We start from the raw sequence: 14,735 nt of genomic DNA, 5'->3' as shown, positions 1-14,735 counted from the left end.
TTTCTCATGGATATCATTACACCGCTTGTGAGTTTTCTATCTCCTTATTTGCCTACGCTGTTGGGGTTAGGGAAGAAAGCCTTGGACAAAGGAGCTGAGAAGTTGGGTGAAAAAGGGGCTGAAGAGATTTTTAAGAAGCTATCGCCTCATTTGGAGGCTAAACCCAGTGCGAAGGAAGCGGTAGTTTATGTAGCGGAAAATCCTGATGATGCGGATGGGTTGGGTCAGTTGCGGTTGCAATTAAAGAAGATTCTAGAGGCTCCAGAAAATGCGGTTTTGAAGGCGGAAATTGCGAAGATTTTAGAGGGAGAAGAGTCAACAGCGAAGGGCAAATTCAATATTAATGCTCAGGGTGCGAATATTGGGGTAATCGGCGATCGCGCGAAGATTGACAATATGAATTTTGGGAATAAACCCTAATTTTTTGCCTATAATCACCAACCGTAGGGGCAGAGCATTCCCGCAACAATCTATAAATTTCTCAGATCCTCAGCGATCGGGAATGCTCTGCCCTAAACCTCAATCATTCATCGAAAATCCTAAACCGCAGGGAAAATTTATTGGTAAAAGCGGAGAGGGTAGAGCATTTGCGTATGGAGATTTTGGTGATGATTTATAAATGTTGGCGCAAATGCTCTACCCCTACGGATTTTTTATTTTTGTTTCTGTTCGTTCTTTTTGGTCATTAAGGACTGATCTCTAAACCGATGAGTGAATCTCAATATAGTGTTAATGCTCAAGGAGCGAATATTGGGGTAATTGGCGATCATGCCCAAGTCACCCAAAATATCTATCTGCAATCGGTTGATTATCAACGATTGGTGGAGCAGATTCGGGATACTCAGGAGAGTTTGGAAGATGTGCCAGCGTCTAAACCAGAAAGGCGTTTGAAACTTGCTGAGAAACTGCAAGAACTGAAGGAGCAGTTAGAGGAGTTTAAGGGTAATGTTTTTAAGTTATATGAAACTTTTACTAAAATTGAGATTAATACGGAACGGTTAAGGCAGGCTAAGGCACATTTTGATCGCGGGGAATTTCGAGAGGCGGATGCGGTGCTGAAGGCGGAGGAGATGACTGAGGATCTCGATAAGCTGATCGAGAGGGAGCGGCAACTGGATCGCCAAAGGGAAAATGTGCGGGACAGTAGAGAGCAGATCGCGAACGAGTTTTTAATTAAGGCGCGGCTATGGGCAACTTTTTATGACCAACCAAATCGTTTAGAGCAAACTTGCGAATATTTTGAAGAATCTCTACGGGCGGCGCGGACAGGTGAAAACTTGTTTGAATATGCATATTTTTTAGAAGAACATTACAAGCTCAATCAAGCTGAACAAATATATCAAGAAGCCTTACAGATTTATCAAGAATTAGCGACCCAGAATCCTGCTACTTTTCTGCCAAATGTGGCAACAACGCTGATCAATTTGGGGATTTTGCATAGTGATACAAATGAATTTGCGCTCGCCTTTTCGGAATATAGGAAGGCGCTAGAGATATTTCGTGAATTGGCAAAGCAGAATCCTGCTACTTTTCTGCCATACGTGGCAACAACGCTGAACAATTTGGCGATTTTGCATAGTGATACCAATGAAATGGCAATAGCCCTATCGGAAATTAGGGAAGCACTAGAGATCTATCGCAAATTGGCAAAGCAGAATCCTGCTACTTTTCTGTCTGATGTGGCATTGACGCTGAGCAATTTGGCAGGCTTGCATTGGAATACCAATGAAATGGCGATAGCCCTATCGGAAATTAGGGAAGCACTAGAGATCTATCGCAAATTGGCAAAGCAGAATCCTGCTACTTTTCTGCCTGATGTGGCAGATACGCTGAACAATTTGGCGGTTTTGCAAAGTGATACCAATGAAATGCCGATCGCTCTCTCGGAATATAGGGAGGCTCTAGAGATTAGACGCGAATTGGCAAAGCAAAATCCTGCTACTTTTCTGCCTGATGTGGCATTGACTCTGAACAATTTGGGGCTTTTGCATTGGAATACCAATGAAATGGCGATCGCCCTCTCGGAATATACGGAGGCTCTAGAGATTTATCGCGAATTGGCAAAGCAGAATCCTGCTACTTTTCTGCCTGATGTGGCAGGTACGCTGAACAATTTGGGGAATTTGCATAGTGATACCAATGAAATGGCGATCGCCCTGTCGGAATATGAGGAGGCTTTAAAGATTAGTAGAGAATTAGCGATCCAGAATCCTGCTACTTTTCTGCCAGATGTGGCAGGTACGCTGAACAATTTGGCGAATTTGCATAAGAATATCGATGAAATGAAGGTTGCTCTGTCGGAATATACAGAAGCCTTACAGATTAGAAGAGAATTAGCGAATCAGAATCCTGCTAGTTTTCTGCCAGATGTGGCAACAACGCTGAACAATTTGGCGGTTTTGCATATGAATACCAATGCAATCGCTCTAGCGATGACGGCATATCAAGAGGCTTTGCAGATTTATCAAGATTTTGCAAAAAAGAGTCCTGCTGCTTTTCAACCAAAGGTAGATCTCGTACTTGAAAATATTGCTGATTTGCAAAATGCTACTGATGAAAGGAATATCTCTGGGATTGAGAATGGAAAAGCCTCACCCACAAAGCAGAGAAGTAGGTCAATCAAATCCCGTTCTTGGCTCAAAAATATTTGCCGAGGTATCAAAAATTTGTTTAGACAGAGTTAACCCATAAATTGTTAGTGTGATTATTTATTCTCGCCCACAGATATAGATCTGTAGGGGCAGAGCATTCCCGCGACAATCTATAAGTTTCTCAGATCCTCTTCAATTGGGAATGCTCTGCCCAAAAACTCACAACGCAGGGAGAAATTGTCAGTAAAAGCAGAGAGGGCTTAGCATTTGCAAATCAAATTTTTTTGATGAGACTAGAAATAGTGGCGCAAATGCTAAGCCCCTACATCATCTTGGTGTTTTCATTGCACGTACAATTTAATGAATTTGTAGCCCAGAACTTTTATTCTGGGCTTGGTCTAGACTAAGCGATCGCTATAGGCGATCGCAAAAGTCGAAATAGTGATGATTACAATCAACGGATAGACAATCCATGATGCAATATTCAAATAGTGAAAGGCTTTTTTATGCCCCTCTTTGTCTAACTTAGTCCCGATTACCGTGACGATAAATGGTTTTTTAATTGAGCTAGATTTTCTTAATGGCAGGAAAGAATTACCTGAAGTGCCGATTGTTTCGTTAGTAAATTACTGATGTTATAGCAAAACTTGCTTTGCTTAGGACATACAGAGCTTTGCGCTCAAATCCAAACCAAGAAAAAAAAGGAAAGCGTTGCTTTGCAACGCTTTCCTTTTTTTCTTGTAGTTCGTTTAATCGGCAATTGCTGTAAAACCCAAGAAGTGAGGGGCGGCGCTTTGCGCCGCCCCTCACTTCTTGGGTTTTGGTATTAGAGCTTGCCTACTAAAAAATAAGTAATCATTTCACCTTTGCCTTTAATCTCAATCTTTCTCTGAGGATCAAAATGGAACTTGTCCTTTAAAACTTGGTAGGTTACATCCGTAACTTGAATGCAACCTGCAACACCATGAGACTCCATACGGCTAGCGATATTCACCGTATCTCCCCAAAGATCATAGATGAATTTTTTCTTGCCAATTACGCCTGCGACAGCCTGACCAGTATGAATACCAATCCTCAACGTAAAAGGACTGCCATCAGGACGGATAAATTTGCTAATTGAATGTTGCATGTCTAGAGCCATAGAGGCGATCGCTTCGGCATGATCGGAGCGTGGCACAGGCAGCCCACCCACTGCCATATAAGAATCCCCAATCGTTTTAATTTTCTCTAAACCATAGAAATCAACTAAACGATCAAATTCGGAAAATATCTCATTGAGCATATGGACGAGTTCATTAGCTGATACTGAAGATGCAAATTCTGTAAATGATACGATGTCTCCAAACAGAACTGTTACTTCTTCAAAGGTGTCAGCAACAATCGTGCCACTAGGTTTTAATTTGGAGATAGTGGAAGTTGACAAGATTTCAGAGGATCTTTTAATGGGAATATTGGTAGGAGTATAGATCGTGGATGACTTCAAGCGCTCAGCGATCGCCTTTGGTAAAACATTGAGCAGTAGACGTTCTGAGCGCATTTTTTCAACTTTTAAATCATCCTCGGCGCGGCGGCGTTCTTGAGCTTCCATTCCTAAAGACAATAACTCTGACAAAGAACTAGCAAAGCTGATTTCCTCAAGCAACCAAAAACGTTCTACACCAATTTGTTCAAACATCAAAAGCCCGATGGTTTCCCCGCCAATGTCAAAGGACGATATTAATAGAGACAAAATACCAAGAGGATTGAGATAGGCTGGTCGTAGCTCGATCAATATTTCTTCATTATCGACATCTTCTATAACCAAGCTGCGATTTTCTTGGAGAGCTGCAAAAAAACTTGGAAATTTATCTGTTCCCAGAAAATCAGTTTCGCTATGGGTATTACTACTTTTTATGTAAAGATCGAGACAATGCAATCTAGTTTTTGTATTGTCAAATAGCCAGACGCTCACACGCTCAACATCCAGAGTCTGACTAGCGGTTTCGGTAATATCCTGCACTGCGATGATAAAGTCACCCAAGTTGAGTGCTTTATTTTTAGTAAGATTGATTAAAATCTTTTGTTGTCGGCGCAGTTGTTGCTCACGACGTTGCAACAAAAAATTGTTCCGTTGCAATAATAATTGAGAATCAGCTAGTTCACTGGTTCTTTCTTGAACCCGTGACTCTAATTCTGTATTGGCTTTTGCAATGCGGGTAAAGGATTCTGTCAGCATTTCTGCCATCCGATTAAATGACTCAGATAAAACTTTGACTTCACTTGTACCTTGCACCGATACCCTAGAGTCCAAATCACCATTAGCGATCGCTTGAGAAGCACCACTTAATTTGAGTAATGGTTCTGTAATATACCGTGCTGTCATCATGCCAATCAAGATCGCAAAACCTAACGCGGCTAGACTAAACAAAATCGTTATTTTTTGGCGATTATTAATTTGTTCCATAAAGCTAGATTCAGGCAGCACCACCACAATTAACCAATCTAGTCCATCGCGATCGCGCCAAGACTGGACTTGAATGAAATGTTTGCCACCTTCAAAATTAGGCTCTAAGTTTTCTTTATCCTGAATCGAAGTAAATCCCCCAAATTCACTAATTAGATAACGAGCAGTCGCTCTTGATAACGGATCTCCACTATTCAGGATATTAAGGCGTTGTGGGTTTCCATTAACAATTGAAAATGTCCGCTCACCACTGGACGTACCGACAACTAAACCCGATCGCTCAATTATAAAAATGCGTCCTGCTTTATCTGATTTTAGCTCATTTAAATAGGAATTCAATTGCGTAAGAATGAAGTCAACACCTAGCACCCCAATAATCTTGCGATCGCGATCGTAAAGTGGATAGCTGTGGGAAACTGATAAGACTTCAGGACGATCAACCCATTGATAAATTTGTGACCAAGTAGGCTTCCCTGCTTTTACCGCATCTGCATACCAACCCTCCTCTCGCACATCTTCATCCGTTTCAATTACTTCTAACAATTCTTGGCGATTACCATTTTGATCGACAGAGAAACTGGCTGTTTTGGTAATTCCTCGCGCTAAAGTTGTCTCATTAATAACTACTTGTCCACTGTCTTTGCGTTCAACACCAATAAACTCTTGGTTATCAAAAGCAAAGTTAATATAGCCAACTGCATATAAATTTATCTGTGTCCAAAATAAAGCTCCTACTTTCTGAAAGTCCTCTAAATTGAGCATTCCTAACTTGACAGCATCTACATTAGTTTGATTAATTTGCGGTGGCACTCGTAAATAATTATCAAGTTTTACACTAATGCGATCGCTAATCTCTGCACTCAATTGGGTTGCTAATTCACCAACTGCTTGCTGTCCATTCCGAAATGAGAAAATCCCAACAACACCAACTGTTACACAAATCTGCAATACAAAAGGAACTACTAAAATCAGCGTTAGCGGAATATTTTTAAACAGCTTGGATGTATATGGGATTTTCAACATCATCGACAACCAATTTATCTTAAAGAAATATTGGGGTAATTTATGAAACACTCTTATTATGATATTATGACATTCTTCTAAATTTCAATTCGTCCTTTAAGTATATAAGTAATCATTTCTCCCTTTCCTTTAATATTAATTGTTGCTCTTTTTTCAAGTTGATATTTGTTTTTTAAGATTTGATAGGTTGCATCTGTTACTTGAATGCAGCCAGCAACACCATGGGACTCCATCCGACTTGCCACATTAACCGTATCGCCCCACAGATCATAAATAAACTTTTTCGTACCGATTACACCTGCGATCGCCTGACCTGTATGAATACCGATTCGCAGCAAGAAGGGACTACCATCTAAACGCTTAAATTTCTGAATCGATGATTGCATCTCTATAGCCATTTCAGCGATCGCCTCCGCATGATCTTTACTGGGTACAGGCAAGCCACCTACCGCCATATAGGCATCACCAATGGTTTTAATCTTTTCTAAGTCATACAAATCCACAAGGCGATCAAATTCTGAAAAAATATCGTTTAGGCAGTTGACCAAATCACTTGCGGAAATAGCCGCCGCATACTCCGTAAAATTGACAATATCCGCAAATAAAACCGTAACTTCATCAAAGGCATCGGCAACGATCGCCCCATTTACACCGTTATCCAGATTATCTAACATCGGATCTGGAGACATATCTAGCATCTGGTTAGAGTATGTTTCAGTAACCTTATTGGCTACCGCCTTTGACTGTGACAATTTCAAGCGCTCTACAATCTCTTGAGGCAGAACATTTAACAATAAACGCTCCGATTTCATCTGCTCAATTCGCAACTTCTCTTCAGCCCGATGACGCTCTTGAGATTCTATTCCCAAAGACAATAAATCGGCTAAAGAGCTAGCAAAACTATCCTCTTCAGGTAGCCATAAACGCTCTACGTCAATATGTTCAAAGACAATGATGCCTGTTACTTGACCATCGACTTCAAAGGATTTGATTAATAGAGATACAGTTCCCGCAGGCTTAAAATATGAATTAATTAGTTCTTGTAAATAGTCTTCTTCTTGGACATCTTCTACAGCAATCACATGCCTCGCTTGTAGGGCTGCAAAAAACTTAGGATAATTCTGAGAAGTTAAAAAATCTACCTCTGTATGAATATTGGTACTTTTGATATATAAATCCAGACAAAGTAATAGGGTTTTGGTCTTGTCAAATAGCCAAATACTAACACGTTCAACATTTAAGGCATGGCTACCTGTGCGGGTAATATTTTGCACAACATCAATAAAATGTCCTTGATTAATAGATTTATCTTTAGTTAAGCTAAATAGAACATCTTGTTGCTTGCGAAGTAGACTTTCACGACGACTTAGCAGGAAATTAGTCCTTTGGAGGGAGGCTTTTGAGGCATTTAATTCATGGGTTCTTTCTTGAACCCGTAATTCTAATTCTTGATTTGCTCTTTCTAGATTTAGCAATGAGTTGGTGATCATTTCAGCCATCATGTTAAAAGATTCTGAAAGCGTTTTAATCTCACTAGTTCCTTCTAATTTGACTCTAGTATCAATCTTACCGTCAGTAATTGCCTGTGAAGCTTCACTGAGTTTACGTAGAGGTGTGCTAATTGATCGGGCTGTAATCATTCCGATCAAGATGGCGATCGCCAATACTGCCCAACACAGCAAAATCATCGTCTGAGTGTAATTTTGCTCCGAGCCAGTGAATTGGGAAGCAGGTACAACAATGATAATTAACCAATCTAGTCCAGAGTCATCTTGCCAACTTTGGACACGAATAAAATGTTCTTCCCCTCCTAACATGGCTTCTATATGTTCAGATCCTTGAATTGCATCAAATCGACCATACATTTTTAGTAAATATTTGGCTGTTGTTTGCGATAGAGCATCTTTACTATCTAGAATATTTAGTCGCTGAGGCTTGCCATCAACAAGCAGCAAATTTGATTCTGAAGTAGAAGATCCAACGACTAAACCCGATCGCTCAATTACAAAAAAACGCCCATTGTTACCATATTTCAATCCCCGTAGAAATATACTAATCACATCAACATTTGCCTGATTGTTTACCTGATTGTTTGCCTGATTATTTCGCGGTAGCAAATGTAAATGGTGATTAAGCTCTGTACTAATGCGTTCGCCAATTTCACCGCTTAAACTTTCAGCGATCGCATTTACTCTCTGCTGTCCATTATGAAAGGTAAATAGCCCAACTACTCCTGTAGCCAGACAAATCTGAATCACAAACGGCACAACTAAAACAAATTTAAGTGGAACTTTTGTGAATGATTTAGTTATATAAGAGGTTATTGGCAGTATTTTAAACATTATGCATAATGACTTGCGTTAAAGATAGCAAAATCTTATTTAGAGGAGCGTAATTTAGTGGAAGATTCGATTTCTATATTCGACCTTTGAGTAGATAAGTAATCATTTCTCCTTTACCTTTAATATTAATCGCGCTTCTCTGTTCAAGTTGATATTTGTTTTTCAAAAGTTGATAGGTTGCTTCAGTCACTTGAATACAACCTGCAATACCATAAGACTCCATACGACTGGCGACATTAACTGTATCACCCCACAGATCGTAAATAAATTTCTTAGTGCCGATGACACCCGCGATCGCATGTCCCGTATGAATGCCAATCCGCAATGAAAAATCAGTACCATCAGCGCGCTTAAATTTTTGAATCACTGTTTGCATCTGTAAAGCCATTTCTGCGATCGCCTCCGCATGATCTTTACTTGGCACAGGCAGCCCACCCACGACCATATAAGAATCACCAATGGTTTTAATTTTCTCCAAATCATACTGTTCGACAAGGTGATCGAACTCTGAAAAAATTTCGTTAAGGACATTTACCAATTCACTAGCAGAAATAGAAGCTGCATATTCGGTAAAGTCCACAATATCGGCAAATAGAACCGTAACTTCTTCAAAGGAATCTGCAATAATTGTGCCACTAGTTTTTAAATGGACTTTGGTTTTTAGTTGCACAGACTTCAAACGCTCAGCAATCTCTTGCGGTAAAACATTCAATAGTAAGCGTTCAGACTTTTTCTGTTCAACTCGCAAACTCTCTTCTGCTCGTCGGCGCTCTTGAGCTTCCATTCCCAAAGCCAATAAGTCAGATAATGAATTAGCAAAGCTAATTTCTTCCTCTAGCCATAGATGTTCAATCTCAGTATGTTCAAAAGCCAGTATACCCATAATTTCGCCGCCCACTTCAAATCTAGATAATAGAATTGAAACAATGTTTAGTGGCTTACAGTATGGGGGGACTAATTCCTGAAGAATATCTTCTTCTTGTACATCTTCGATCGCAATACTGCGGTTTTCTAGTAGAGCCGCAAAAAAGCTAGGATATTCCCGCGCAGTTAAAACCTCAGATTCAGTATGCAGATGCCTACTTTTTTGATAGAGATCAAGACAATGCAATACGGTTTTGCTCTTATTAAAAAGCCAAATACTGACCCGCTCTACATTTAAGGCATAACTTCCTGTTCTCGTAATATTTTGGACAGCAACGATAAAGTCACCTTGGTTGATTGCCTTATCTTTGGTCAAATCAAACAAAACATTTTGCTGCTTTCGCAGTTGCTGTTCGCGCCGATATAAAATGAAGCTTGTCCTTTGTAGTGATGCTTTTGAGGCATCTAGCTCATAGCTTCTTTCTTGGACAAGGGTCTCTAATTCCTGATTTGATTTTTTTAAGCGTTGAAAAGTCGCAAGACTCGATCGCACCAAGACGATCACAATCGTAATTACGAGTATTACGCCGCTTAGTGACCCAAGCAAGATCGGATCACTAATATTTTCAATATTCAGGATATTTAAGTGTTGTGGTTTGAGATCTAATTGACTATCAAAATTACCATCAAGTAGATTTCTTAACCAAACAACTAGAGCGGTAATTTGCAAACCAAAAACTGCCGCTAAAGTGAAGATTAGCGGTACATGTTGAAAAAGATTGGCAAAATAACTAGTGGTCAGATGTTTAAGCTAGCAAATTATTAAGTCCGATTAATGCTTTTATGCTAGCCCGATCGCTAATAGTGGTCAATTCGCACAATTGCTGACTTATGTAGTCTCGTGTAGGCTGCGCGAAGCGCAGCCTACACGACATCGATCACGAAACCATAACCGCTTACTCTTTGCCCTGCGCGAATTTTGCAACCCTTGCGTAATTCAACCTGACCATCAACCTCAACATCGCCATCGATAATCATCAATTTTGCTACGCCACCCGTATCAGCAACCCCACAAACTTTCAATAAGTTGCATAAGGTAATATATTCGCTCGTCAGTTCAAATTTTTCATGGATTATTTCTGGCATTTTGATGATTTGCGTTAATGCGTTAAAAAGTAAGCATAATAGATGCAGTAACCATAAATCTAAAAAAGTTCGTTAAAATTTCCATGAGTCAACTGTGGCAAGAGTTAGAGCGCGAAGTCGAACGGCGACGCACCTTTGCAATTATTTCCCACCCCGATGCGGGGAAAACAACATTAACCGAAAAACTATTGCTATACGGAGGTGCAATTCACCTTGCGGGTGCTGTCAAGGCTAGAGCCGCCCAACGTCATGCCACTTCGGACTGGATGGAATTAGAAAAACAACGCGGGATTTCGATTACTTCGACGGTGTTGCAGTTTGACTATATGGGCTATTGCATTAATTTGCTAGATACCCCCGGTCACAAAGACTTTAGTGAAGATACCTACCGTACCCTTGCGGCTGCCGATAATGCAGTGATGCTCGTTGATGGCGCAAAGGGCTTAGAGCCACAAACCCGCAAATTATTTGAAGTTTGTCGGATGCGATCGCTGCCCATTTTTACGTTCATCAACAAGATGGATCGCCCCACCCGTGAGCCTCTGGAGCTACTTGATGAAATCGAGAAGGAATTGGGGATTACGCCCTATGTAATGAACTGGGCGATCGGGACGGGTGATCAGTTTAAAGGTGTGTATGATCGCGCTAGTAAAACGGTGCATTTATTTAAGCGTAGCGCCCATGGGCAAAGAGAAGCTGATGTTAATATCTATCCTTTTGATGATCCCCAAGCGATTAAGTTTATTGGCAAGCATCTTTATGATCAGCTTTTAGAGGATTTAGAGGTACTTGATTCTGCGGGTGCAGAATGGAATACACAGGATTTGCATCGCGGCAAGCTCACCCCAATTTTCTTTGGTAGTGCGATGACTAATTTTGGTGTGGAGCTATTCTTAAAATCTTTCCTTGAATGTGGTTTAACTCCAGCCGTTCACGATAGCTCTAGCGGTGAAGTCTCGCCCACTGATGAGGATTTCTCAGCGTTTGTGTTCAAACTTCAGGCAAATATGGACCCACGCCATCGCGATCGCATTGCCTTTGTGCGTGTTTGCTCTGGCAAGTTTGAAAAAGACATGAGTGTGACCCATTTGCGAAGTGGCAAAAGCATTCGGTTATCCCATGCCCAAAAGCTATTTGGTCAAGATCGTGAGGCGATCGATGTTGCCTATGCAGGCGATGTAATTGGTTTGAATAATCCAGGGATGTTTGCGATCGGAGATACAATTTATCTCGGCAAAAAACGCCAATACGCGGGGATTCCTTGCTTTTCGCCAGAGCTATTCTGTACCCTTCGCAATCCAAATCCTTCTAAGTTTAAACAATTCCGTAAAGGCATATCGGAGTTACAAGAGGAAGGTGCGATTCAAATAATGTATTCCGTGGATGAAGCCAAGCGCGATCCGATTCTTGCGGCTGTCGGACAGTTACAATTTGAAGTTGCTCAATACCGTCTCCAAAGTGAATATAACGTCGAAACGATGTTGGAATCTATGCCCTATTCCGTAGCACGATGGGTTGATGATGGCTGGGAAGCTCTCGAGGCAATTGGTAGGTTGTTTAACACAATGGTGGTCAAAGATAGCTGGAATCGTCCTGTTTTACTATTTAAGAACCAATGGAACTTAAATCAAGTGGAAGCTGACCATCCTAAGTTAAAATTAAAGGCGATCGCGCCAATTGCAGAGCTAACCAAAGCTAACGTTAACTGATTCTCAAAATGTTTCTCAACTTCATGCGAGTCGATTTTGGCTCGCTTTGATTGCGAAGAATCTCCTCAAAAGTGCGGTCAATGATATTGAGTGTTCTGCTGAATATATGGATGCGATCGCTCAAGGATGGATTATGGCAAGACAAGCTAAGACTCTATTTGGCATAGATTGGAAGTCTCTATGGTCAACACCTCTCAATGAGGTTTGTGATGTTTTATAGCAAAGCAAGTTTTGCTATAAAACATCACGAAGTGAGGGGCGGCGCTTTGCGCTACCCCTCATTTCGTGTGTTTTAGTTTGTACTAGCTAACTCTTTTTTTTCTATAAATAGCAGTCTCTAAGCAAAAGAAAAGCTGAGACTAGAACAGCGATCGCCCCCTCAAAAAAATAAATCAAACAGCGATCACCTATCCATCCTCACAACCAGCGATCGCCCCATCTAAAAATTTAACCAACCAGCGATCGCCTATCCATCCTCACAACCAGCGATCGTCTCTCAAAAAATCAGCCAAATAGCGATCTCTATAATCCTAAGATTTATTTTGCGGCTCTGCTTCTAACCAACCTTTGATAGTTTCTATTGGAATGCTGACAAAAGGATTGTTTGTGAGAACTTTCACTGTCTCAATACCACCAGATTTGATTGCACTTAGCAAACGATCTTTAAGGGTTGGATCTTCTTTAACTTTGCGTCTAAGTTCCATCTTAGCGACTGTTTGTTTATCTTCTGGTGAGCCTTCAGGGTAATCTTGAGCGAGTTGTGTCAAAAGTGCTTGGATTTCCATTGCGGCACTTGCTAGACTTTGTTGCTGGGCGTTAATGACTTGGTTCCCTGCTACATGACCAGCGACACCATAGACATTGCCGTGAAAGTTTTGGCTAAATGAATTGGTTTGTTGCACTGTAGCTTCTTGCTGTTTGCGTTGTTTATTTTGTTCAATGAAAGTAGCAAATTTTTGAGGATCGGCAATTACTTCATCATTAATTGGGGTTTTGACAGCTTCTTGCTGAACTTTGTCCATATAGGTATGAAAAGCTTTCTCATCATCACGGTGAGCTAACATATATTCCCGTAATTCGGTACGAGTCATTTGTTTGTAATCAGGCTGGATCATCTCTATATCTCCACTATTTCGCCGTTACTACCAATCAATACTTCTGTTTCTTCGCCTGCGAGAATGATCGCTTTTATTCCAAATGTATACCTGCTTTGTTAAGAGCTAGTTTAAAAACAGCTTTTACTCCTTCTGTTACAAGTGCTTTACCAGAAGCACTGCCGAAACTTTTGCCAAGTGATTTAAGTTTTTCCATCATAGTAGAATCACTTTTAGCTTTATTTGCCAAATCATCTGCTACTTTTTCCTGAGCATCACTCTCACTCAGTCCCTGATCTTGAACTTGAGCCAATAGCTTTTGAATTTCTGCTGCAATCTCAGAAATATCTTGATGCTGCTCGAATATTTCATTTATTGAGTGGATATTCTGAGTAGCATTATCTTTTGCAATGCTCACAGGCGAGTTGTTAGCATTGATGTTAAACGTATCACCAGACATAGGCTTTTTCCTTAGAGCTTCATTTAAAGACATTGTAAGATCCGTAATATGTTGATGTAAAAACTTTTTATCTTCTTTAAGTTCATATTCACGATTTAAAGCCTCTGCAAGTTTTCCCTTATTTGTGTCAGGTGGCACATTGACACGAACGATAAAGTAGTTATCCCACTTGTCCTCTATTGAGTGAATAGATAGCTCTTCACCAGTTTTAGATTTTAGCTTCAAAAATGCTTGTAGAAATGCTTGCCAGTCAATGCCATTAGTAAAAATCAGATCGACTGTATTTTGAGCTTTTTGAATAAATCTCTCAAATTCTCCTACTTTAAAATTTATTGCAGGATCATGCGGTAATCGATCTGAAGGCAAAAATTCACCATCGCCATCCCAATCCCATCCAGATTTATTGTAAACATAGTCGCAAAATATATTTTGAAGATTTGTGCTTGCATTAATATTCCAATTTTCAATACAAACCCCAGTTAAATTAGCTTCGGAAAAATTTGCACCAATTCCATGCATTGCTGCAAGGCAAGCATCTGTTAAATCTGCATTAAAAAAATTACAATTGAATGCATTAGCTGCATAAATTAATGATTTTTGAAGATTTGCTTTCTGAAAGTTTGCAAATGTAATATCAGCTCCGTTGAAAACTGAAGATCTAAGATTAGACTTATAAAAACTAGCTCTTAAACAGTCAGATTTTCCAAATAAAGATGATTCTAGGTTAGCTTCTTGGAAGTCTGTTTGATAACATTTAGATTGATATAGATTTGCTCGTCTCATATTCGCTTTAAAAAAGCACGAGTAACTAAGATCAGCTTTGTTTAGATTGACTCCTTCACAATCTGATTTATTAAGATTCGTGTAATTGAGGTTTGCATATTCTAAATCTGAATCTTTTAGAATAGCTTTTGTTAAGTTAGCATTAGACAAGTTACGCCAATTCAAGGATGAAATGCAACGGGTTCTGATGAAGCAAAGAATACTTCGTAAGGAGTACGATAGTCAAGTGATTTTCTGGGTCTGTGATTGATCAAATTCACTGCCTTCTGAAAGTCCTCTT

The 14,735-nt window shown here is 40.2% G+C and carries 11 protein-coding genes and 1 pseudogene; 5 read left to right on the top strand and 7 right to left on the bottom strand.

Annotated features, from left to right (window positions below; all coding sequences use genetic code 11):
- Positions 1 to 6 precede the first annotated feature (6 nt).
- From VB775_RS08470 to VB775_RS08460, 3 genes are all read left to right on the top strand, one after another.
- Complete coding sequence (locus tag VB775_RS08470) at positions 7 to 420, top strand: hypothetical protein (RefSeq protein WP_281008118.1); 414 nt, start codon at positions 7 to 9, stop codon at positions 418 to 420.
- Between the two features lie 4 nt (positions 421 to 424).
- Positions 425 to 619 (top strand): hypothetical protein, encoded by a 195-nt coding sequence (locus VB775_RS08465; RefSeq protein ID WP_281008119.1) that lies wholly within the window; start codon positions 425 to 427, stop codon positions 617 to 619.
- An 88-nt stretch (positions 620 to 707) separates the two neighbouring features.
- Positions 708 to 2,684 carry a tetratricopeptide repeat protein gene (locus VB775_RS08460; RefSeq protein ID WP_281008120.1) on the top strand — a complete coding sequence of 659 codons (1,977 nt, stop codon included), beginning with the start codon at positions 708 to 710 and terminating at the stop codon, positions 2,682 to 2,684.
- A gap of 733 nt (positions 2,685 to 3,417) precedes the next feature.
- Here VB775_RS08460 and VB775_RS08455 read toward each other — a convergent pair.
- From VB775_RS08455 to VB775_RS08440, 4 genes are all read right to left on the bottom strand, one after another.
- A complete protein-coding gene (locus VB775_RS08455; RefSeq protein WP_281008121.1) occupies positions 3,418 to 6,057 on the bottom strand; it encodes an adenylate/guanylate cyclase domain-containing protein in 2,640 nt (879 codons plus the stop codon).
- Between the two features lie 77 nt (positions 6,058 to 6,134).
- Positions 6,135 to 8,399, bottom strand: a complete 2,265-nt coding sequence (locus tag VB775_RS08450) for an adenylate/guanylate cyclase domain-containing protein (protein WP_323216730.1) — start codon at positions 8,397 to 8,399, stop codon at positions 6,135 to 6,137.
- 73 nt (positions 8,400 to 8,472) lie between these two features.
- Complete coding sequence (locus tag VB775_RS08445) at positions 8,473 to 9,993, bottom strand: adenylate/guanylate cyclase domain-containing protein (protein WP_281008123.1); 1,521 nt, start codon at positions 9,991 to 9,993, stop codon at positions 8,473 to 8,475.
- Positions 9,994 to 10,187: 194 nt separating this feature from the next.
- Positions 10,188 to 10,409: an RNA-binding S4 domain-containing protein gene (locus VB775_RS08440; RefSeq protein ID WP_281008124.1), complete on the bottom strand. Its 222-nt coding sequence runs from the start codon at positions 10,407 to 10,409 to the stop codon at positions 10,188 to 10,190.
- Positions 10,410 to 10,492: 83 nt separating this feature from the next.
- Between VB775_RS08440 and VB775_RS08435 the strand changes: the two genes are divergently transcribed.
- The gene (locus VB775_RS08435; RefSeq protein WP_281008125.1) at positions 10,493 to 12,118 is read left to right on the top strand and encodes a peptide chain release factor 3; all 1,626 of its coding nucleotides are present in this window, start codon (positions 10,493 to 10,495) and stop codon (positions 12,116 to 12,118) included.
- A gap of 46 nt (positions 12,119 to 12,164) precedes the next feature.
- Complete coding sequence (locus VB775_RS08430) at positions 12,165 to 12,338, top strand: hypothetical protein (RefSeq protein ID WP_281008126.1); 174 nt, start codon at positions 12,165 to 12,167, stop codon at positions 12,336 to 12,338.
- A gap of 310 nt (positions 12,339 to 12,648) precedes the next feature.
- Here the strand turns inward: VB775_RS08430 and VB775_RS08425 are convergent, their stop codons facing one another.
- From VB775_RS08425 to VB775_RS26410, 3 genes and pseudogenes are all read right to left on the bottom strand, one after another.
- The gene (locus VB775_RS08425) at positions 12,649 to 13,233 is read right to left on the bottom strand and encodes a DUF6887 family protein (RefSeq protein ID WP_281008127.1); all 585 of its coding nucleotides are present in this window, start codon (positions 13,231 to 13,233) and stop codon (positions 12,649 to 12,651) included.
- A 73-nt stretch (positions 13,234 to 13,306) separates the two neighbouring features.
- Positions 13,307 to 14,620 (bottom strand): pentapeptide repeat-containing protein, encoded by a 1,314-nt coding sequence (locus VB775_RS08420; protein ID WP_281008128.1) that lies wholly within the window; start codon positions 14,618 to 14,620, stop codon positions 13,307 to 13,309.
- Positions 14,617 to 14,735, bottom strand: a pseudogene (locus VB775_RS26410) (IS30 family transposase); the annotation flags it as partial. The gene VB775_RS08420 and the pseudogene VB775_RS26410, both read right to left, overlap by 4 nt.

The sequence above is a fragment of the Pseudanabaena sp. CCNP1317 genome (assembly GCF_034931345.1).
Lineage (GTDB): Bacteria > Cyanobacteriota > Cyanobacteriia > Pseudanabaenales > Pseudanabaenaceae > Pseudanabaena > Pseudanabaena galeata.
Note: the sequence above shows the minus strand (reverse complement) of the source record. Positions and strands in the feature narration are given on the sequence as shown.